Annotated in this window: 17 protein-coding genes and 3 tRNA genes; 11 read left to right on the top strand and 9 right to left on the bottom strand. The window is 63.4% G+C overall.

All coding sequences use genetic code 11. The features are described 5' to 3' along the window. Positions 1-14: 14 nt before the first annotated feature. The 4 genes from QZ332_RS07770 to QZ332_RS07785 are packed head-to-tail and all read left to right on the top strand — an operon-like array spanning position 15 to position 5,452. Complete coding sequence (locus QZ332_RS07770; RefSeq protein WP_295764266.1) at positions 15-1,760, top strand: sensor histidine kinase; 1,746 nt, start codon at positions 15-17, stop codon at positions 1,758-1,760. Next, on the top strand, positions 1,753-2,970 hold the full coding sequence (locus tag QZ332_RS07775; protein WP_295764267.1) for a response regulator: 1,218 nt from the start codon (positions 1,753-1,755) through the stop codon (positions 2,968-2,970). The genes QZ332_RS07770 and QZ332_RS07775 overlap by 8 nt, the downstream gene beginning before the upstream one ends. Next, on the top strand, positions 2,967-4,805 hold the full coding sequence (locus QZ332_RS07780; protein WP_295764268.1) for a substrate-binding domain-containing protein: 1,839 nt from the start codon (positions 2,967-2,969) through the stop codon (positions 4,803-4,805). Before QZ332_RS07775 ends, QZ332_RS07780 begins: the two co-directional genes overlap by 4 nt. A 20-nt stretch (positions 4,806-4,825) precedes the next feature. Then, complete coding sequence (locus QZ332_RS07785; RefSeq protein WP_295764269.1) at positions 4,826-5,452, top strand: DUF4867 family protein; 627 nt, start codon at positions 4,826-4,828, stop codon at positions 5,450-5,452. Between the two features lie 295 nt (positions 5,453-5,747). On the opposite strand, the gene QZ332_RS07790 is transcribed toward QZ332_RS07785, so the two are convergent. From QZ332_RS07790 to QZ332_RS13815, 3 genes are all read right to left on the bottom strand, one after another. Next, a complete protein-coding gene (locus QZ332_RS07790) occupies positions 5,748-6,383 on the bottom strand; it encodes a radical SAM protein (protein ID WP_363323968.1) in 636 nt (211 codons plus the stop codon). 176 nt (positions 6,384-6,559) lie between these two features. Then, complete coding sequence (gene amrA, locus QZ332_RS13810) at positions 6,560-7,063, bottom strand: AmmeMemoRadiSam system protein A (RefSeq protein WP_367116656.1); 504 nt, start codon at positions 7,061-7,063, stop codon at positions 6,560-6,562. 251 nt (positions 7,064-7,314) lie between these two features. Then, a complete protein-coding gene (locus tag QZ332_RS13815; protein ID WP_363323967.1) occupies positions 7,315-7,827 on the bottom strand; it encodes a class III extradiol dioxygenase subunit B-like domain-containing protein in 513 nt (170 codons plus the stop codon). A 189-nt stretch (positions 7,828-8,016) separates the two neighbouring features. Between QZ332_RS13815 and QZ332_RS07800 the strand changes: the two genes are divergently transcribed. Beyond that, a complete protein-coding gene (locus QZ332_RS07800; RefSeq protein WP_295764270.1) occupies positions 8,017-8,376 on the top strand; it encodes a hypothetical protein in 360 nt (119 codons plus the stop codon). Between the two features lie 103 nt (positions 8,377-8,479). Here the strand turns inward: QZ332_RS07800 and QZ332_RS07805 are convergent. The 3 genes from QZ332_RS07805 to QZ332_RS07815 form a co-directional block, all read right to left on the bottom strand. Further along, positions 8,480-8,556: transfer RNA gene (locus QZ332_RS07805), tRNA-Val, on the bottom strand. A 58-nt stretch (positions 8,557-8,614) separates the two neighbouring features. Continuing rightward, positions 8,615-8,689: transfer RNA gene (locus QZ332_RS07810), tRNA-Glu, on the bottom strand. A gap of 165 nt (positions 8,690-8,854) precedes the next feature. Beyond that, a tRNA-Met gene (locus tag QZ332_RS07815) sits at positions 8,855-8,931 on the bottom strand. Positions 8,932-9,127: 196 nt separating this feature from the next. Here QZ332_RS07815 and QZ332_RS07820 point away from each other — a divergent pair. Further along, on the top strand, positions 9,128-9,946 hold the full coding sequence (locus tag QZ332_RS07820; RefSeq protein ID WP_295764271.1) for a MerR family transcriptional regulator: 819 nt from the start codon (positions 9,128-9,130) through the stop codon (positions 9,944-9,946). 123 nt (positions 9,947-10,069) lie between these two features. On the opposite strand, the gene QZ332_RS07825 is transcribed toward QZ332_RS07820, so the two are convergent. Continuing rightward, positions 10,070-11,872, bottom strand: a complete 1,803-nt coding sequence (locus tag QZ332_RS07825; protein ID WP_295764272.1) for a GH25 family lysozyme — start codon at positions 11,870-11,872, stop codon at positions 10,070-10,072. Positions 11,873-12,097: 225 nt separating this feature from the next. Between QZ332_RS07825 and QZ332_RS07830 the strand changes: the two genes are divergently transcribed. After that, a complete protein-coding gene (locus QZ332_RS07830) occupies positions 12,098-12,730 on the top strand; it encodes a GyrI-like domain-containing protein (protein ID WP_295764273.1) in 633 nt (210 codons plus the stop codon). 89 nt (positions 12,731-12,819) lie between these two features. Here QZ332_RS07830 and QZ332_RS07835 read toward each other — a convergent pair whose 3' ends face one another. Beyond that, positions 12,820-14,205 (bottom strand): permease prefix domain 1-containing protein, encoded by a 1,386-nt coding sequence (locus QZ332_RS07835; protein ID WP_295764274.1) that lies wholly within the window; start codon positions 14,203-14,205, stop codon positions 12,820-12,822. Further along, on the bottom strand, positions 14,198-14,539 hold the full coding sequence (locus tag QZ332_RS07840) for a PadR family transcriptional regulator (protein ID WP_295764275.1): 342 nt from the start codon (positions 14,537-14,539) through the stop codon (positions 14,198-14,200). The genes QZ332_RS07835 and QZ332_RS07840 overlap by 8 nt, the downstream gene beginning before the upstream one ends. A 220-nt stretch (positions 14,540-14,759) precedes the next feature. Here QZ332_RS07840 and QZ332_RS07845 point away from each other — a divergent pair, with 220 nt between their 5' ends. The 4 genes from QZ332_RS07845 to QZ332_RS07860 form a co-directional block, all read left to right on the top strand. Beyond that, on the top strand, positions 14,760-15,647 hold the full coding sequence (locus QZ332_RS07845; RefSeq protein ID WP_295764276.1) for a class I SAM-dependent methyltransferase: 888 nt from the start codon (positions 14,760-14,762) through the stop codon (positions 15,645-15,647). Next, a complete protein-coding gene (locus QZ332_RS07850; protein WP_295764277.1) occupies positions 15,644-16,489 on the top strand; it encodes an energy-coupling factor transporter ATPase in 846 nt (281 codons plus the stop codon). The genes QZ332_RS07845 and QZ332_RS07850 overlap by 4 nt, the downstream gene beginning before the upstream one ends. 21 nt (positions 16,490-16,510) lie before the next feature. Continuing rightward, the gene (locus tag QZ332_RS07855) at positions 16,511-17,374 is read left to right on the top strand and encodes an energy-coupling factor transporter ATPase (protein ID WP_295764278.1); all 864 of its coding nucleotides are present in this window, start codon (positions 16,511-16,513) and stop codon (positions 17,372-17,374) included. Beyond that, the coding region (locus QZ332_RS07860; RefSeq protein ID WP_295764279.1) for an energy-coupling factor transporter transmembrane protein EcfT at positions 17,368-17,873 on the top strand (506 nt) is incomplete at its 3' end. The genes QZ332_RS07855 and QZ332_RS07860, both read left to right, overlap by 7 nt.

The raw sequence follows: 17,873 nt of genomic DNA on the forward strand, positions 1-17,873 counted from the left end.
GGGGGAGTGAAAAGATGAAGCGTATCATCACCGCATTCGGCGATCTGAAATTCCGCAGCAAGCTGGTCTTGAGCACCATGCTGGTGGCGCTGATCCCTCTGCTGGTGCTCTCCGTCCTCACGGCCACGGTGTTCGTCAAAAACATCAGCCGGCAGTCCGGCCGGCTGACCTTGCAGATGGTGCGCCAGACCAGCGCTTCTCTGGATATTTACATCAGCACGATCGAAAAGCTGATGGACCTGGTGATCGACGAGGGCAGCGCCGCGCCTGTGGACGACAGCGTCCAGATCCAGACGCTCCGGCGCTTGGCAGGTTCCATATTGGACGCCTACCCCGAGATCGCGGGCTTTTGCATCGCCTATGAGGACGAGCAGTATTTCGGCGCCGGCATGAGCCGCATCTCCCGGGACCGGTTCGAGGACCAGTACTGGTGGCAGTACGCCGTGGAGCGCCAGGGCCGGCTGGGAGTGCTGGGCAGCGCGGTGGGGCGGAACGTGATGGGCAATCTGAACGACAGCTCCGACACCATCTTCGCCCTGGTCAAGGCCTTTTCCTTTGGCGACGGCGGCTCCTGCCGGGGCGTCGTCATGTTCGACATCCGGCACGACATGATCCAGCAGCTGATCAACCGGGTGTCCATCGGCGAGGACGGCTTTTTGTTCGTGGTGGATGAGACCGACATCGTATACACCCCCTCCAGCGCCATTGTCTACCGGATCGACCGGGAGAGCTTTCAGCAGACGGAGGCCGATCGGAGCACGGTACGGATCCACGATACCGATTATTTCATTACGAATCACTCCAGCAGCTATTCCGGCTGGCGGGTAGTAGGCGTGATCCCGGAGCTGGAGTTCTCCGCCAGCATCCGCCCGGTCTATCAGGCGCTGTGCATCTGCATCGCGGTCTGTCTGCTGCTGGTCGTGGTGGTGTCCCTGGGGATCTCCGCCACGGTGACGCGCCCGATTTCCAAATTGAGCAGGCTGATGTCAAAAGCGGAGGAGGGCGACTTCTCCGTGCGCTTTGACGCGAGGCACCAGGATGAGATCGGCGTGCTGGGCTCCTCGTTCAACCATATGCTGGAGCACATCGGTGAGCTGATCCATGAGCTTTATGAGGAGAAGCAGATCCGTTTGGAGGCGCAGCTGAAAAGCCTCCAGGAGCAGATCAAGCCCCATTTCCTGTATAACACGCTGGATACGATCAGCTGGATGGCCCGGGCGCAGGACGCCCTGGACGTGGTGCGCCTGGTGGACGCGCTGACGAATATGTTCCGGGTGGGCCTGTCCAGCGGCCGGGATTATATCACCCTCCGGGAAGAAAAGAGCCACGCGGCGAATTACCTCTATATCCAAAAGGTCCGCTACCAGGACCGCCTGCGGTACGCGATGGAAATACCGAACGAGTACGATCAGCTCGTTGTCCCAAAGCTGATCTTGCAGCCGTTAGTCGAAAACGCGATCTACCACGGGGTCAAGATGAAGCGGGGTGGGGGACAGGTCCGGGTGACGGCCAGAGTGGAAAACGAGGCCCTGTTCCTCTCCGTTTGGGACGACGGCGCCGGGATCCCTCCGGAGCGGTTGGAGAGCATCCGCCGGAGCGAGCCCCGGGAGCGTCAAAAAGGGGGCTTCGGCCTGTCCTATATCGCGGAGCGGATCCGGTTGTCCTACGGCCCGCCCTACGGCGTTCAGATAGACAGCGAAGAGGGGACGTTTACGGAAGTGACGGTCTGCCTGCCGGTCCAGGAGGTGTCGGATGTATAAGATTTTGATCGCGGACGATGAGGACATCATCCGCCGGGGGCTGGCGGGCATGGTGTCCCAGCACCCCAAGTTAGAGGTGGCGGCGCTGGCGGAGGACGGCGAGATCGCACTGGAAGAGGCGGCCAAGACCCGGCCTGATCTGATGCTGGTGGATATCAATATGCCCTTCGTGGACGGCTTCGCATTTATCAAAGAGGCAAAACAGCTGCTGCCGGATGCGGAGATCATCATCGTCACGGGCTATGATGATTTTGCCTTCGCCCAGAAGGCCCTGCAGCTTGGCGTGGCGGATTACCTGCTCAAGCCCATCATGGAGGAGCCGTTTTTCGCGGTGCTGGACAAGGCGATAAGCCGCCTGGACGACCGGGCAATGTCCAGGAGATACATGGATTGGCTGACGCAGCAGCTGGAGCGGAACCGGCCGTCCCTGCTCAACGATTTCTTTCGCCGGTGGCTGCGGGGCAGCATGGATCGATTGGAGATCGAAGACCGGATGAAGTATCTGGATATCCAGATCCCCCTTCCCTATTGGGTGACGGTTTTGCATCTGCGCAACGATCCGTCACAAAAGGCCAGCATCACGGATTGGGAGCCGGAGCTGCTGCTTTATGGCTGTGACAACATTGTCCAGGAAGTATTTGCTCCCTACTGCCCGGTGCTGACGTTTCAGACAGAGGATTCGGCGCTGGCCATGATCTCGGAGGTGCTCCCCCAGGATCGGTGGGAAAAATTGGCTCACGAGCTGGTCACACCCATCGAAGGTCATCTGCTGCTGAAGGTGGAGCTGGTCCAGCGGAAGGGCGTGAGCCTCTCGGAGTTCCCGGAGGTGGTGGAGCAGGCCATGCAGGAGTACAAAGCGCACCAGCGGTATTCCGATATGGTGACCGAGGCGATCCGGATCATTGACAGGCGCTGGGGGAACAGCGATTTTTCCCTCCAGGCCGCCGCGGACGCGCTGTATGTGACTCCGCAGTATCTGAGCCGGGTCTTTCACCAGGAGACCGGCGACACCTTCGGCTCTTATCTGACCGGGAAGCGGATGAAAGAGGCCATACGGCTTCTGCAAGACCAGCATCTCAAGATGTACGAGATCGCGCAGAGGACCGGATACAGCTCTCAGCATTATTTCAGCAGCGCCTTCAAGCGGGCCCTGGGCATTTCCCCCGTGGAGTACCGGAAAAATATCCTGGAGCAGGGAGGCACGAAATGAGGCGTGTAAAAAGAGGGCTGGCGGTATTTCTATGCCTGGCCGCGCTGGCGGCGGGCCTCTCCGGCTGCTCGGCGCGATGCACCAGCATCGACTGTGTGATCGGCGTTTCCCTGGCAAACCTGCGGGAGCAGTGGCGGCTGGTGCTGAAGGACGAATTGGAGGCGGAGGCGAAAAAGTACGAGGGCGTCCGCCTGGTCATCACGGACGCCGCCGGGGACAGCGAAAAGCAGGCGGAGGATGTGGAGCGGCTGATGAGCTATGACATCGACCTGCTGATCATCTCCCCCAGCGACGTGGAGGCCCTGACCCCGGTGATCGGCGGCGTCTATGAGGAAATCCCGGTCATCGTGATGGACCGGGCCGTGGAGGGTTATAACTATTCTCTGTTTATCGGGCCGGACAACGACCTCATCGGCCGCCAGGCGGGCAAAACGGTGCTGGAGCTCTTGGGAGAGCGGGGGATCTCCAATGCCTCGGTCCTGGAGCTGAAAAACGACTCCTTTGCCAGCGAGAGCCGCAGCGCGGAATTTGTGAAGACGGTCTCAGAAGCCCAGGTGACGACCCGTTCCATCGACCTGTCGGAGGCCACACGGGACTGTGCGGAGGACACCCTCCTGGCGGGACCGGAGGTGCTGAAGGACATCGATGTGATCTTTGCCCACAACGACTACATGGCCTATGGGGCCCGCCTGGCGCTGGAGGAGCTGGACATCCAAGGGATCCAGATCGTGGGGCTGGACGGTTTTTCCGGCGAGAACGGCGGCTTGCAGCTGGTGGAACAGGGACTGATCGACGCCACGGTCACCTGCCCCACCGGCGGGACCGAGGCGATCCGGTATGCGGTAGACATCATCGATCAGGTCAGCGGCATTCCAAAGCAGATCATCCTGCGCAGCCACCAGATCCGGCAGGACAACGCGGCGGACTACCAAAGAGGAACGCCGGTCCAGGAACGTCCCTCTGTCATTCGGGTGGGGTATGCCCAGATCGAGGAGGAGAGCCATTGGCGGGAGGCCTGCACGGGATCCATCCGCCAGGCGGCGAAGGACTTCGATATTGACCTGACGATGGAGTTCACACAGCCCTTGGTGGAGGAGCAGACGGAGCTGGTACGGGAATTCATTGCGCAGGGAATGGATGTGATCATCGTTTCACCCGTTGTGGCGGAGGGCTGGCTGACGGCCCTGGAGGAAGCGCGGGCGGCGGGGATCCCCGTCCTGCTTGTAGACCGGATGGTGGACGCAGGGGAGGAGCTGTATACCTCCTTCATCGGGGCGGATTTTGAAGAGGAGGGACGCCGCTGTGCCCGCTGGCTGATGAACGAGACAGCGGAGATGGAGGAAGTCCGTGTCATGGAACTGCGGGGGACGGAGGGTTCGTCGCCGGCACAGGATCGGAAAGCGGGATTTGGATCGACCCTCAATGGATCGGAGAACTGTAAACTTGTCTATTCCACGTGCGGTGAATTCGCAAGGGAGGGCGGACGTGTGGCTGTACGGGAGTACCTCTCCAGACAACCCTGGGACATCGACGCGATCTACGCGCACAATGATGATATGGCCCTGGGCGCTGTTGAAGTGCTGCTGGAAGAGGGGATGCGGCCGGGTACGGATGTGAAGATCATGTCGATCGACGGGACCGCGGACGCCCTCCGGGCGCTGCAAAGCGGGAACATGAATTGTGTGGTGGAGTGCAATCCGCTCCTGGGGCCTCAGCTGATGAAAGCGGTCACGGATCTGATGCAGGGGAACGAGCTGCCCCTTCGCATCATCACCGATGAAAGCGTGTTTACGGCGGATGCGCCAAAAGTCCTGTTTCAGGACCGGAAGTATTAAAAGCGGGAGGGTGGTCGTATATGGAGATTGGATCGGTCTATTCAGCGTCATTTCGCCCCTATGGAAAAATTGTAGAGGGATATGACTTTTCGGAGTTTTTGGAGGTGCTGCGGGGAACGGCCTGCCCGAAGGATACCGTTCTCTATGTGCCCTCGGCCCCGGAGCTGGAACGGCTTCCGGCAGCCAAGGAGCTGGCGGATCGTTCCTACGGAGGGATGCCCATCCAGATCGGTTATTGCAGCGGCTGCAACGCCACGCTGAACTGCCTGGAGTATCACCGGGATCCTGAGGTCGACGTGTTTGCGTCGGACGCGGTGCTGCTCTTAGCGCGGGAACAGGAAATTGAGGGCGGAAAGCTCCACACGGACTGCGTCAAGGCATTTTATGTCCCTGCCGGCAGCGCGGTGGAGCTGTACGCCATAACGCTGCATTACGCGCCTTGCAGTCCGAAAAGTGGATGTACTTTTCAGGTCTCCATCGTCCTTCCCAGAGGGACGAACACGGACATTCCCTCAATAGTGCCGAAGACAGCGGAAGACGACATGCTGTGGGCCAGGAACAAATGGCTGCTTTCCCATGCCGATGCGCCGGAAGCCCGTGATGGGGCTTATATCGGATCGGTCGGAGAGGATCTCCGCCTGTTTTGAACGATAGGATGGAGAGACAGATCCAGAGCTGTTACAACAGATGTGGAGAGCGATCCCATAAAGACCTGTGCGGAGACTTTTCATGAACACAAGAGCCTGATGGCCCGACACCTGGCTTGTGCAGGGGATCGGGCCATCAGGCTGTTCGAATTTTCATGCCGATACGCTCGATGGTAAAACATCGCTTTATTTGATCCGCAAATTTCTCTCCAGTGTTTGCCGGGACCCTATTCACAGACGGTGATGTTCCATGACGATCGCCGGCCTTTCCTGAAAAACAGCAACCAAAAGCAGATCAGCAATTCCCCGTATAGACAAACGTCAGATACTCCCTCGCCGCATCTGTCAGTTGGTACACCCGCTCTACCGGCGTGGGCGGCCTATCCATCATCCGGTATCTTGGGAAGGACCGGGACAGGTGCAGAGGGATGTCCCGATCCACCGAGGCCAGCCATTGGGCTAATGCGTTGATCCCCTCTACGCTGTCATCCTCACCGGGGACTAAAAGCGTGGTCACCTCCACATGACACTGCCCTGCTGCCAGGGTGACAAATCTCTTCACTGTCTCCAGATCACCACCCAGCCTCTTGTACCACTCAGGCGTGAAGCCCTTCAGGTCGATGTTGGCAGCGTCGATCAGCGGCAGCAGTTCCCGCCAGGGGGGCCGCTTCGACGGTGCCGTTGGTGACCAGGACGTTGAGCATCCCCCGCTCACGGAGCAGGACAGCGCAGTCCCGGACGTACTCATAGCCCACCAACGGCTCGTTGTAAGTGTAGGCCGCTCCGATGTTGCCCGCAGTTCCAGCGCTTTATCCGCCAGCGCCTCCGGTGAGAGTTCCACCGTCTCAAGCTTCCCCTCTCCGGCCATGGGAATCTCGTGGCCCTGGCAGAAGGGACAGCGCAGATCGCACCCAAAGCTGCCCACAGACATGATCGAACTTCCGGAGCGGAACCGCCGCAGGGGTCTCTTCTCGATGGGGCCCAAGGCCAGACTGGTCACTTTGCCGTAGTTCAGAGGGACGACGGCTCTGTCCCGACAGGCTCTGGCCCGGCAGAGGCCAGTCTGGCCTTCGGATAAGGCACAGTGGTGAAAACACGATCCGCAGATCATGTGTGCCGCACCACCTCAAACCGCTCCAAGGTGTACTCCTCCCGGGAGCTGATGCCGCCCTTCTGCCGGGCGATGCCGATCTGCTGCTCCACCGTGTCCACGCCCTCCAAATCGGGCAGCAGCAGGCCGCGACGACCGCCGCAGGAGACGATCGCGCCGTGCTTTTTCACATCCAGCTCTGCCGGAGAGGAGATGGGCTCCGGCTGGCCCAGCACATCCACACTGTATTCCAGGCTGCCCAGCTCTGAAACTGTCACTGGCGGGAAACGCGGGTCTCGGGAACAGGCGGAAACGGCGTTCTGCACGATTTCCCAGGCCACGCTCTCGGTGGTTGGCCCGGTAGTGCCGATGCAGCCTCGGAGTTGGCCGTGGACAAGGAGGGAGACGAAGGCCCCGCAGTCTGGGCGGTCATTTCGGCGGGCAGACCGCCCGGCAGACGCTTCAGCCGCTTTCCAGTTTTCACAAAGGTCTCCAGAGACAGCCAGGCCAGCTTGACCCAGGCATCCTCGGAGACCTTTTTCTCCGCCAGCCGGGTGCGCTCCAGTTCAGCGCACCGCTCCCCAAAGCGGCGGTCCTCGTCCGGGCCGGTGACAGTAAACGTGGCCACTCCGTAGCCTACGCTGGTGACGCCCTCGTAGCTGAGGAGCTTTGACTCCACAGCCAATCCGTCCAGCGCCCCCGCCATGATCTGGAAAGAGCGCAGACCGCACTCCGCCGCCCGGTCACAGAGAGCAGGGTCCATCGTGAGGGATCAGAGGAGATCCCCCGCCGCCATAGCCTCGGTGATCGGCCGGTCGAACTCCGGACCCTCCGGGGCAAAGCCGTAGGGTCCGTCCTCCCGCAGCTTGTGGGACAGATCTCCGCTGGCGATGAACGCAGCTCTGCGCCCCAGAGCCTCCACCGCCTGAGCAATGCACTGGCCCAGCCGGTAGTGGTCCAGGGGAGAGGACCCGGACAGGCCAATGCGGAGGATGGGGCAGTCCACCCCGGCCTCCCGGAGGAAATACAAGGGCAGGAAGGTGCCGTGGTCCAAAGACGGGTCCCGCTCTCCCAGCATCCCGGCCCGGAGACCGGCAGACTCCGCACGGCGGATGATCTCGTCCCGCAGCGGAGCGTCGTACTCCACACGCAGTTTGGTTTGGGCCGCACCGAAGGCGGACATGCCTCTGGCGGCACCCCGGCCCGGAGAGATGTGGAAGTAGTCGGCGTACATGACCTGATGGGGTGAAGTGATGATCAGCACCTCCGGCTCCCATGCGGCCACCTGCTTTGCGGCGGTCCGGTAGGCGTCAATGGTAGTCTGGACCTCCTGTCCTCCGCCCGCGTCCCACCGTGGGGATGATCAGCGGCGGATGGGGGACGATCACTGCTCCCAGAATAGACATATCAAATCCTCCTAATTACAATTAATTGTAATAGGAGGATTTGATAAGGAAGACCGGAGGACTGCAAGATGGAGCGAATAAGTAGAGAAATCGTAGAGGCAAAAAACGCTTGCCCACATTGCGGCCTCACAAAGGAGATGGCTCAAAAGTGGGCGTCCTTTTTGCGGAACGCTGACGGCAGTATCGGGCCTCACTGGAGCATCGACCAGATCAAACGTGTCATGGCGCAGATGAACATAGGCGGGGCCCCACACAGGTTTTGGATAGCCATGAACGAGGTCTATAGTAGCATTGACCCTACCTTGGCAAAGTATGGCATCAATAGTATAGAAGCCTATGTTGATATTGTCAAAGCGTTCTGGCTGAATGATAAAGGCGCTGTTGACGACAAGCTGGCGGCTTATTACTCCGCTGTTGTGAAGCACTGACACAAAATGCACTTGCCTCACCGTTACTAACACGTTACTAACAAACGAAATGAGCACAAAACACGAGGAAACCCTAGAACCGTTGCAGTTCTAGGGTTTCCTCTGGTGGAGACTACTGGACTCGAACCAGTGGCCTCATGCGTGTGAAGCATGCGCTCTAACCAGCTGAGCTAAGCCTCCGGATACCTATCGAATTTTCCTGCCCATAAGACGCCGCACATCACGGCGCCTTATGGGGTGGTGACCCGTACGGGATTCGAACCCATGTTACAGCCGTGAAAGGGCCGTGTCTTAACCACTTGACCAACGGGCCGTCATCATGGCGAGATCCGTTCCGTTCCCGCCTCCGGCGAAATACGGTGCTCCGATCCTTCGCCCTTCCTCTCCTGCAATGATCTGCGGACCTTTGAGGAGACCGCAGGGAAGGGAAGGAGGGACGGGACCCCATGGGACGCCGCAAGGCATCCCATGGGATTCTTGGTAGCGGCACCTGGATTTGAACCGGGGACACTGCGGGTATGAACCGCATGCTCTAGCCAACTGAGCTATGCCGCCATGTCATCCATCCGTAACGGACAAATGGTACTATAGCAGATGACCATAGGTCTTGTCAAGGGTTTCCGAGATTTTTCCTCAAATTTTCCCTGAAAATTTTTCTCTGTTTTTTCCCGATGCCCCCTTGACTCTCCCCCGGGGCGAGGGCTTATGCTGTACCTGAGCTCAAATCTCACAACGTTGTGGAGGGATCCCTATGCTGAAGATCGGCGAATTCTCAAAACTATCCAGAGTCAGCATCCGCTCCCTGCGCCGCTACGCCGAGGCCGGGCTCCTGGCCCCGGCATCCATCGACCCTTTCACCGGCTACCGCTACTACAGCGAGCGCCAGCTCCCCGTCGCCGCCCGCATCCGGGCCCTCCGGGACATGGGCTTCCCCCTGGCCGCGGTCCGGGAGGTGCTGGGGTGCTATGACGATCCCGGGGCGCTGGAGCGCTGCCTGCGCCTTCAGCGGGCCTCGGCCTGGGAGGCCATGGAGGAGGCGGAGCGGCGGCTGCGGCTTCTGGATACAGCCCTGGAGCGGCTGAGAAAGGATGAAACTATGATGAAATACGACGTGACCATCAAGACCCTGCCGGAGCGGCAGGTAGCCAGCGTGCGGCAGATCCTCCCCTCCTACGAAAGGGAGGGGGACCTGTGGCACATCTACTGCCAGGAGACCGCCCGGATGAACATCCAGGACGGCGACCCGGCTCTCTGCACGGCGATTTTCCACGACGGTGAGTTCAAGGAACAGGACGTGGACGTGGAGATCCAGAAGAGCGTGGTGGGGTCGTATGCGGACACGGAGCACGTGAAGTTCAAGACCGTCCCGGCGGTGCAGGTGGCCTCCGCTACCTTCCGTGGGAGTTACGATCAGTTCGGCGCGGTAAACGAGGCTGTGGCCGCCTGGGTGGAGGACAACGGCTGGACCTTTGACGGCACCTTCTTCGACATCTACCACGTCAGCCCCCACGATACCCGGGACCCGGACGAGTTCGTCACCGAGGTCTGCTATCCCGTGAAGCGGAGATGATCTGCCGCAGGGGCCCGGCGATCTGCCGGGCCTCTGCGGCCCCCGGCGGGCTGTTTACCTGCCCCGCAAAAAAGCATGGGAGCGGCCGGAGGGCATCGCCGCCCGGCCGCTCCCTGCCGTCCGTCAGGACCAGGGGATGAACTGGAGGTTCACGTCCACATTGCCGCCGATGCCGGCGATGGAGCATTTGCTGGAGAATTGCCAGTAGTCCGGCTGGTAATACAGCTGGGGATACAGCTTCTCGGAGCTCTCGCTCTTATATTCGGGATACCATTGGAGATAGGGAGCGAGGGCGCCCTGGTCGTATTTCATGTAGGCGACGTAGGAGCTCTGATAGATCATGGGCGTGTAGCCCGCCTCCCGGATGCGTTCGCAGAAGGCAACGGCGCAGGCCGTGGCCATCTCCGGCGCGATGCCGTAGACCCGGTAAGAGGAGTCGCCCATCTCCCAGTCGTAAGCCACCGGGCCGTCGATGCCCAGCCCCCGGAGACGCTCGATGACGAAATCCGCCTCCTCGATGGCCTCCTCCACGGTGACGGCTTGGGCGAAGAAGTACACGCCGGTCTCGATCCCGGCATCCATCGCGCCCTGGATGTTCTGGCGGTAGAACGCGTCCTCCGCGAGCTTGCCGGAGGAGTAGCCCCGGAGGCCGATGCGGACCATGGCGAACTCCACGCCGTCGTCCCGGACGGCCTGCCAATCGATGGCCTCGTCCGCGCTGGCCCGGTTCTGGTAAGCGGAGACGTCGATGCCGAAGCGGGTGCGGAAGACGGAGCCGTTGTAGACCAGGCGGCCCGGCTTTTCCACGGACCAGGCGAAGTCGCCGGGGTAGAGCCGGCTTTGTTCCGTGCCCGCGTAGACGGGGATCTGCCGGCCGTCGTAGTCGATGGTCTGTCCGGTGGTCACGCCGGGGGCATAGACCTCGCTGGGCTGGATGCCGGGATAGACGGGCTGCTCGGGATCGGTGCCGTCGGGATCGCCGGGGCCCGGCGTAGGGAGCACCACCACGATGCCCCAGTCCGTCTCCTCCCCGGAGCCGGGCGTCCCGATCTCCGCGGGGAAGGGGGGCTGCTGCTCGTCGGGGGGCTGTTCGCCGGGCGGCTCCGGCGTGACGGGAGCGGCCGGCAGGGCATCGAGGATCTGGGGCGTGACGGAGCTGAAGTTGCGGAGCTCCCCCTGGATGGTCACGCCGTCGAGGATGACGGGCCCGGTGACGCCGGGGGCGATGAGGAGGTCGCCGGAGATGGTCATGTTCGACAATGCGGCGCCCTCCGCGGCGTTGATGAGGAGGCTGCCCTCCACGTCGCCGGACCAGGCCTCGCCGTCCTGGATCAGGACCTGGATCATGTTGTCCAGCAGGGACACCAGCTCCGCCCGGGTCATGGGCTCGGTGGGGCGGAAGCCGCCTCCCTCCGCGACGGGGATCCAGCCCCGGACGGTGAGCTCGGCGATGTAGGGGCGGGCGTAATCCGCCACCTGGGCCTCGTCGGGATAGGGGAGGGCGCTGTCCAGGCCCCCCAGCCGGAAGGCCCGCGCCACCATGGTCATGGCCTGCTGGCGGGTGATGCTGTCCCCCGGCAGGGCCTTGCCGCCGCTGCCCAGGTAGACGCCGGCGGCGTTGAGCTTCAGGATGGCGTCCTCCCAGCGGCTCCCCGCGGTGTCGGAGAAGGTCCCCGCCGGCGCGGCGGACTGGAACTGGAGGAAGCGGTCCAGGATCCCGGCGAAAGCGCCCCGGGTGATGGAGGCGTCGGGCCGGAAGGAGCCGTCGTCATAGCCCTGGAGCACGCCGTATTCCTGGCTCCACTTGTCGATGGCGGGCTCGGCCCAGTGGCCGCCGGTGTCGGTGAAGGCCATGGCGGGGGTGAGGGACAGGGCCCCGGCCAGCAGGCCGGATAGGAAGCGTTTGGGGAGTCGGATCGGACGCATGGCAGTTTCCTTTCGTCGTTTTTTGTCGGAGAGGGATGTAAAAGGATGCCGCCGCCCGTCGGGGCCGCGGCGCGGGGTCCTCGCTAGACATCTTCTTAATTATACCGGAAGATCCGCCGTTAGTCAATATTTTGGCGCGGATTTCCGAGAGGGGATCGATCGGCGCTTGCGTCCCCTGCGGGATATGGTAAACTATGGGACATCAAGTATGGAGGAGGATCCGCGATGGCGTTCGATTTCAAAAAGGAGTTCAAGGAGTTTTACCTGCCGAAGAGGAGGCCGGAGATCGTGACGGTCCCGGCGATGAACTATGTCGCCGTGGAAGGGGCGGGGGACCCCAACGAGGAGGGCGGGGCCTACCAGCGGGCCATAGGCGTGCTGTACGCCGTGGCCTACACCCTGAAGATGAGCGCCCGGACCGGCCGGCGCATCGAGGGCGCCTTCGAGTACGTGGTCCCGCCCCTGGAGGGCTTCTGGCGGCAGAAGGGGGGAGGGAGCATCGACTATGGGGACAAGGACGGCTTCCTCTGGACCTCCGCCATCCGCCTGCCGGACTTCATTGCCCCGGCGGATCTGGCCTGGGCGGTGGAGACCGCCTCCCGGAAGAAGGGGCTGGACTGCTCCGCCGCGAAGTTTTGGACGGTGGAGGAGGGGCTTTGCGTCCAGATGATGCATGTGGGGCCCTATGACGACGAGCCGGAGTCGGTGGCGGCGATGGACGCGTTCATCCGGGAGCGGGGCTATGCCGGCGACCTGAGCGAGGCCCGCCGGCACCATGAGATCTACCTCTCTGACGCCCGGAAGGTCCCGCCGGAGAAGCGGAGGACCGTGATCCGGCACCCTATCAAAAAGGCGTGAAGGACGCCTCCCCGCCGAAGAAGTTTCCTCTACTGTTTCGACACTCTGCATGAAGGATGCCTCCCCGCCATATGGCGGGGAGGCATCCTTCACTGGTACTCGACCTTTATCCGCAGCCGCTTCCTCTGCCGGAGCGGCCGGGCGGGATCCTCCCGGGCGATGGACCCGCCCCGGAACACCGACAGCGCCAGGCCGATGAGGGCCATGTCGACGACCGTCTGCAGATCCCCGACCATCAGCGGCAGGCTGGCGAAGGAGAGGACGAGGCCGAAGTTCAGCATCACGCTGAACAGCGTCTGGACCGCCAGGGAGATGACCACCGCCAGGACCACGAAGCGGCCCAGCAGGTACGTTTGCCGCAGCCCCTTCACCAGCAGCCAGAGGAGCAGGGCCGTCAGCGCCGCCAGCAGCAGGAGGAGAGGGACCCAGCCCCAGGATCTGGCCAGCTCGGCGGGGAGGAAGTTGCAGCCAAAGTCCATGGCCCCCCATTCCCGGCCGTTGGGCCCGCGGACGACAGCGATCCCGCCGATGCCGGCAGTGCCCAGATGGTCTTGGAAGGGGCGGACATCCTCCCAGAACATGTAGAACATCCAGCTGCAGAAGCCTCTGCCCAGCGGGTCCAGCTCCGGATGGAGGGCGATCTGTATCCTTTCCAGGAACGCGGTGTGATAGCCCCGGGAGAACAGATAGGCCAGGAGGCCGGAGGCGGCCCCCAGGACCACGCACAGCCCCTTCCGGCGTCCCACGCCGAACCAGTCCTGCCCTGCGGCGAGGAGCATCAGCACGAGGACGCTGAGGGAAAGCAGGATCAGGTTGGTCATGCTGGGATATATGGCGCAGACGATCGCCAGGGGGACGCCTCCGGCGATGGAAAGGGAGAAGCCTCTCCATCGTCCGCCCCGCCGTGTATATATCCATAGGGCATAGACGACCGGGAAGGTCTGGGAGAGATAAAAGAGGAGACGGTAGGAGCCGGGGGACCGGAAGGGGGCTTGGCTCACGGAGAGCAGGAACATCCCCCCGCCCAGGAGCAGTACGGCGATGTACAGGGCCCTGCCGTGCCGGGCCAGCCGGGAGACGTCCAGGAGGTACAGCCCCAGCATCGCCGCCGCGCCCAGGCCCAGGGAGGCGAAGGTCCTCGCCAGCACATAGATGCTGAGGGTATGGGGATCGGCGCGGAAGAAGAACGCCCGCAGGACCGTCCCCGTCAGCGCCAGGGCGAAGGTCAGCCCCAGCAGCCCCCACTGGGGCCGGGGCCGGTGGACGGCGTCCAGCTCCGTCCCCACCGTCACCGGATCCCCCATGTCCTCCACCGCCAGCCGCTCCGCTTCCTCCGCCGGCTTGCCCTCTTTTAGAAGATCGTCCCGCTGGTCCTCCAGGTGCCGCTCCAGCTCCTGGATCAGGACGGGCCGGGCCCGCTTCCAGCGGATCTGCGCCTGGACCGCCTCCAGGTAGGCTTGGATCGTCTCAGGCAAGGCACGCGCCCCCCTTCAGCACCCGGCCCACGGCCCGGGCGTAGGCGTCCCAGGCGTCCTCCTTCTCCCGGAGGACGTCCCGCCCCCGCTCCGTCAGGTGGTAATAGCGGCGGGCCTTGCCGCTGTCCGCCGTCCGCTCGTAGGCGGTGACGCAGCCCTTCTCCTCCAGGCCGTGGAGGAGGGGGTACAGCGTCCCCGCCCGGAGGCGGAAGGTGTCGTCGCTCCTCCGGCGGAGCTCTTCGATCATCTGATAGCCGTACAGGTCCCCGTCCTCCAGCAGCTTCAGCACCAGCAGGGACATGCTCCCGCTGACCAGGCTTTTCTCCAGTTCCATAGGCAGCCTCCTCATTTGGCATCTCTCGCTCTGATATATCGACTGCCTATATAATATATCGAATGCCTATATATGTCAAGAGGGGATGCCCGATCGTTCCCCAAGATGGAAACTTTTTGTGGCTCCTGCCCAAATCCGGCAATGTATGGTTGACGAGATGCCCCATAGGGCGGTATAATGATTTGGTTTTATGATCGTGAGAGGACGAGGAGGGACGGCCATGTGGATCGCGGATCGATGGGAGGACTATGAGCTTTTGGACTGCGGGTGCGGCCAGCGGCTGGAGCGCTGGGACCGGCAGGTATTGGTCCGCCCGGACCCGCAGGCCATCTGGGAGACGCCCCGGCGGCATCCCGCCTGGCGGAAGGCGGACGGGAGATACCTCCGCTCCTCCACCGGCGGCGGGCACTGGGAGAAGGAGGCCCTGCCGGAGAGCTGGAAGATCCGCTACGGCGCTCTGACCTTCCAGGTGAAGCCCATGAACTTCAAGCACACCGGCCTCTTCCCGGAGCAGGCGGTGAACTGGGACTTCATGGCCGAGAAGATCCGCGGCGCCGGCCGGCCCATCCGGGTGCTGAACCTGTTCGCCTACACCGGCGGGGCGACCCTGGCCTGCGCCAAGGCCGGGGCCAGCGTCTGCCATGTGGACGCGGCCAAGGGCATGGTGACCTGGGCCCGGGAGAACGCGAGGCTGTCCGGCCTGGCGGAGGCGCCCGTCCGCTGGATCGTGGACGACTGCGCGAAGTTCGTGGAGCGGGAGATCCGCCGGGGGAAGACCTACGACGCCATCGTCATGGACCCGCCCAGCTATGGCCGGGGCCCCGGCGGCGAGGTCTGGAAGCTGGAGGAGGACCTGTACCCCTTCGTGGAGCTCTGCGCCGGCGCTTTGTCGGACGAGCCGCTGTTCGTGCTCATCAACTCCTACACCACGGGCCTGGCCCCGTCGGTGCTGGGATACCTGCTGGAGCTGCTGGTCAAAAAGAGACATGGCGGGGAGTGCACCTGGGACGAGCTGGGGCTCCCCGTGAGGGAGACGGGCCTGGCCCTGCCCTGCGGGGCCACGGGGCGGTGGTCCTGTGAGCGGGCGGGGAGGAGAGGCCGCAGATGAACGAGATGATTCGGACGGAGAGCCTCCGGTTCGCCTACCCGGCGGACGAGGGGCAAAAAGCGGTGTATGCCCTGCGGGGCGTGGACATCACCATCGAGAAGGGCAGCTTCGTGGTCATCCTGGGGCACAACGGCTCCGGGAAGTCCACGTTGGCCAAGACCTTCAACGCGGTCCTGCTCCCCGCCGGGGGGAAGGTCTACGTGGAGGGGATGGACACCCTGGACCAAAGCCTGCTCCTGGCGGTCCGCCAGCGGGTGGGCATGGTGTTCCAGAACCCGGACGACCAGATCGTGGCCAACGTGGTGGAGGAGGACGTGGCCTTCGCCCCGGAGAACCTGGGCGTGCCCACGGAGGAGATCCGGAAGCGGGTGGACGCCGCGCTGGAGGCCGTGGGCATGGAGGAGTTCGTCACCCACGCGCCGCACCTCCTCTCCGGCGGGCAGAAGCAACGCGTCGCCATCGCCGGGGTCATCGCCATGGAGCCGGAGTGCATCGTCCTGGACGAGGCCACCGCCATGCTGGACCCCACGGGGCGGCGGGAGGTGCTCTCCACCGTCCACCGCCTGAACCGGGAGAAGGGGATCACCGTGGTCCTCATCACCCACCACATGGACGAGGCGGAGGGGGCCGGCCGGGTCATCGTCATGAACGACGGCCGGGTGGACCTGGACGGGACGCCGCAGGAGGTGTTCCGCCAGGTGAACCGGCTGCGGCACCTGGGGCTGACGGTGCCGGACACCGTGGACCTGCTGGACCGCCTGCGCCGCCGCGGCTGGGACGTGCCCCTGGACGCCCTGGGCGTGGAGGAGTGCGCCGCCGCCGTGGCCGCGGCGCTGAAGTGATATGGACGGAGGGACAGAGCCTTGTCGATCCTGGAGATCAAAAACCTGACCCATACCTACGGCATCGGGACGCCCTTCCGGCGCAGCGCGGTGGAGGACGTCAGCTTCGCCGTGGAGCAGGGGGAGTTCCTGGGGATCATCGGCCACACCGGGTCCGGGAAATCCACCCTGATCCAGCATCTGAACGGCCTCCTCCGGCCCACCAGCGGGCAGGTCCTGCTGGACGGGAGGGACATCTGGGCCGAGCCGAAGAAGATCCGGGACGTCCGCTTCCAGGTGGGCCTGGTGTTCCAGTACCCGGAGTACCAGCTCTTCGAGGAGACGGTCTATCGGGACATCTCCTTCGGCCCCCGGAACCAGGGCAAGACCGGGGACGCGCTGGACCGCGCCGTCCGGGAGGCCGCCCGCCTGGTGGGATTGCGGGACGGGCAGCTGGACCGCTCCCCCTTCGAGCTCTCCGGCGGGCAGAAGCGCCGGGCGGCCCTGGCGGGGGTGCTGGCCATGGAGCCGAAGGTCCTGGTGCTGGACGAGCCCACGGCGGGCCTGGACCCGGCGGGGCGGGACGATCTGATGGCCAACATCCGGGAGTACCACCGGAACAAGGGGACCACCATCATTCTGGTCAGCCACAATATGGACGAGATCGCCCGGAACGCGGACCGCATCCTGGTCCTGAAGTCCGCCCATGTCCTCATGAGCGGCGCTCCAGCGGAGGTCTTCGCCAGGGCGGAGGAGCTCCTCTCCGCCGGACTGGACGTGCCCCAGATCACCCGGGTGGCCATGGCCCTGCGGGAGCGGGGCGTGGACATCGACCCCGCCGTCTACACCGTGGAGGCCCTGGAGCAGCAGCTCCTGGCCCTGGGAGGGGGAGGAGCGGCATGCTGAAAGACATCACCCTGGGGCAGTATTTCCCGGGGGACACCCCGGCCCACAAGCTGGACCCCCGGACGAAGATCTTGCTGGTGGTGCTGTACATCACGGCGCTGTTCACCGCCGGCAGCTTCCTGGCCTACGGCCTGATGGCCCTGGTGCTGGCCGCCTGCGTCCGGATCTCGAAGGTCGGGCTCAGGGCCCTGGTGAAGGGCCTGAAGCCGGTGCTGTTCATCATCGTCTTCACCGGGATCTTGAACCTGTTCTTCACCCCCGGGGAGGGTGAGCTCTGGGCCTGGGGGCCGTTCCACATCACGGACACGGGCCTGCGGAACGCCGCGTTCATGATCTTGCGCATCATGCTGCTCATCATGGGGACCTTCCTCATGACCTACACCACCAGCCCCATCAGCCTCACCGACGGGCTGGAGCGGCTGCTGAGCGGCCTGAAGCGCTTCCATGTGCCGGTCCATGAGCTGACCATGATCATGTCCATCGCCCTGCGCTTCATCCC

It is taken from the genome of uncultured Oscillibacter sp., assembly GCF_910584465.1.
Taxonomy (GTDB): Bacteria; Bacillota; Clostridia; order Oscillospirales; family Oscillospiraceae; genus Oscillibacter.

Bases quoted from the DNA above. Each gene is read 5' to 3' on its own strand.
- QZ332_RS07780 (WP_295764268.1), top strand. From the start codon at position 2,967: ATGAGGCGTGTAAAAAGAGGGCTGGCGGTATTTCTATGCCTGGCCGCG.
- QZ332_RS07850 (WP_295764277.1), top strand. From the start codon at position 15,644: ATGAACGAGATGATTCGGACGGAGAGCCTCCGGTTCGCCTACCCGGCG.
- QZ332_RS07800 (WP_295764270.1), top strand. From the start codon at position 8,017: ATGGAGCGAATAAGTAGAGAAATCGTAGAGGCAAAAAACGCTTGCCCA.
- QZ332_RS07785 (WP_295764269.1), top strand. From the start codon at position 4,826: ATGGAGATTGGATCGGTCTATTCAGCGTCATTTCGCCCCTATGGAAAA.
- QZ332_RS07770 (WP_295764266.1), top strand. From the start codon at position 15: ATGAAGCGTATCATCACCGCATTCGGCGATCTGAAATTCCGCAGCAAG.
- QZ332_RS07775 (WP_295764267.1), top strand. From the start codon at position 1,753: ATGTATAAGATTTTGATCGCGGACGATGAGGACATCATCCGCCGGGGG.
- QZ332_RS07830 (WP_295764273.1), top strand. From the start codon at position 12,098: ATGGCGTTCGATTTCAAAAAGGAGTTCAAGGAGTTTTACCTGCCGAAG.
- QZ332_RS07825 (WP_295764272.1), bottom strand. From the start codon at position 11,872: ATGCGTCCGATCCGACTCCCCAAACGCTTCCTATCCGGCCTGCTGGCC.
- QZ332_RS07820 (WP_295764271.1), top strand. From the start codon at position 9,128: ATGCTGAAGATCGGCGAATTCTCAAAACTATCCAGAGTCAGCATCCGC.
- QZ332_RS07845 (WP_295764276.1), top strand. From the start codon at position 14,760: ATGTGGATCGCGGATCGATGGGAGGACTATGAGCTTTTGGACTGCGGG.
- QZ332_RS07840 (WP_295764275.1), bottom strand. From the start codon at position 14,539: ATGGAACTGGAGAAAAGCCTGGTCAGCGGGAGCATGTCCCTGCTGGTG.
- QZ332_RS07790 (WP_363323968.1), bottom strand. From the start codon at position 6,383: ATGTCTGTGGGCAGCTTTGGGTGCGATCTGCGCTGTCCCTTCTGCCAG.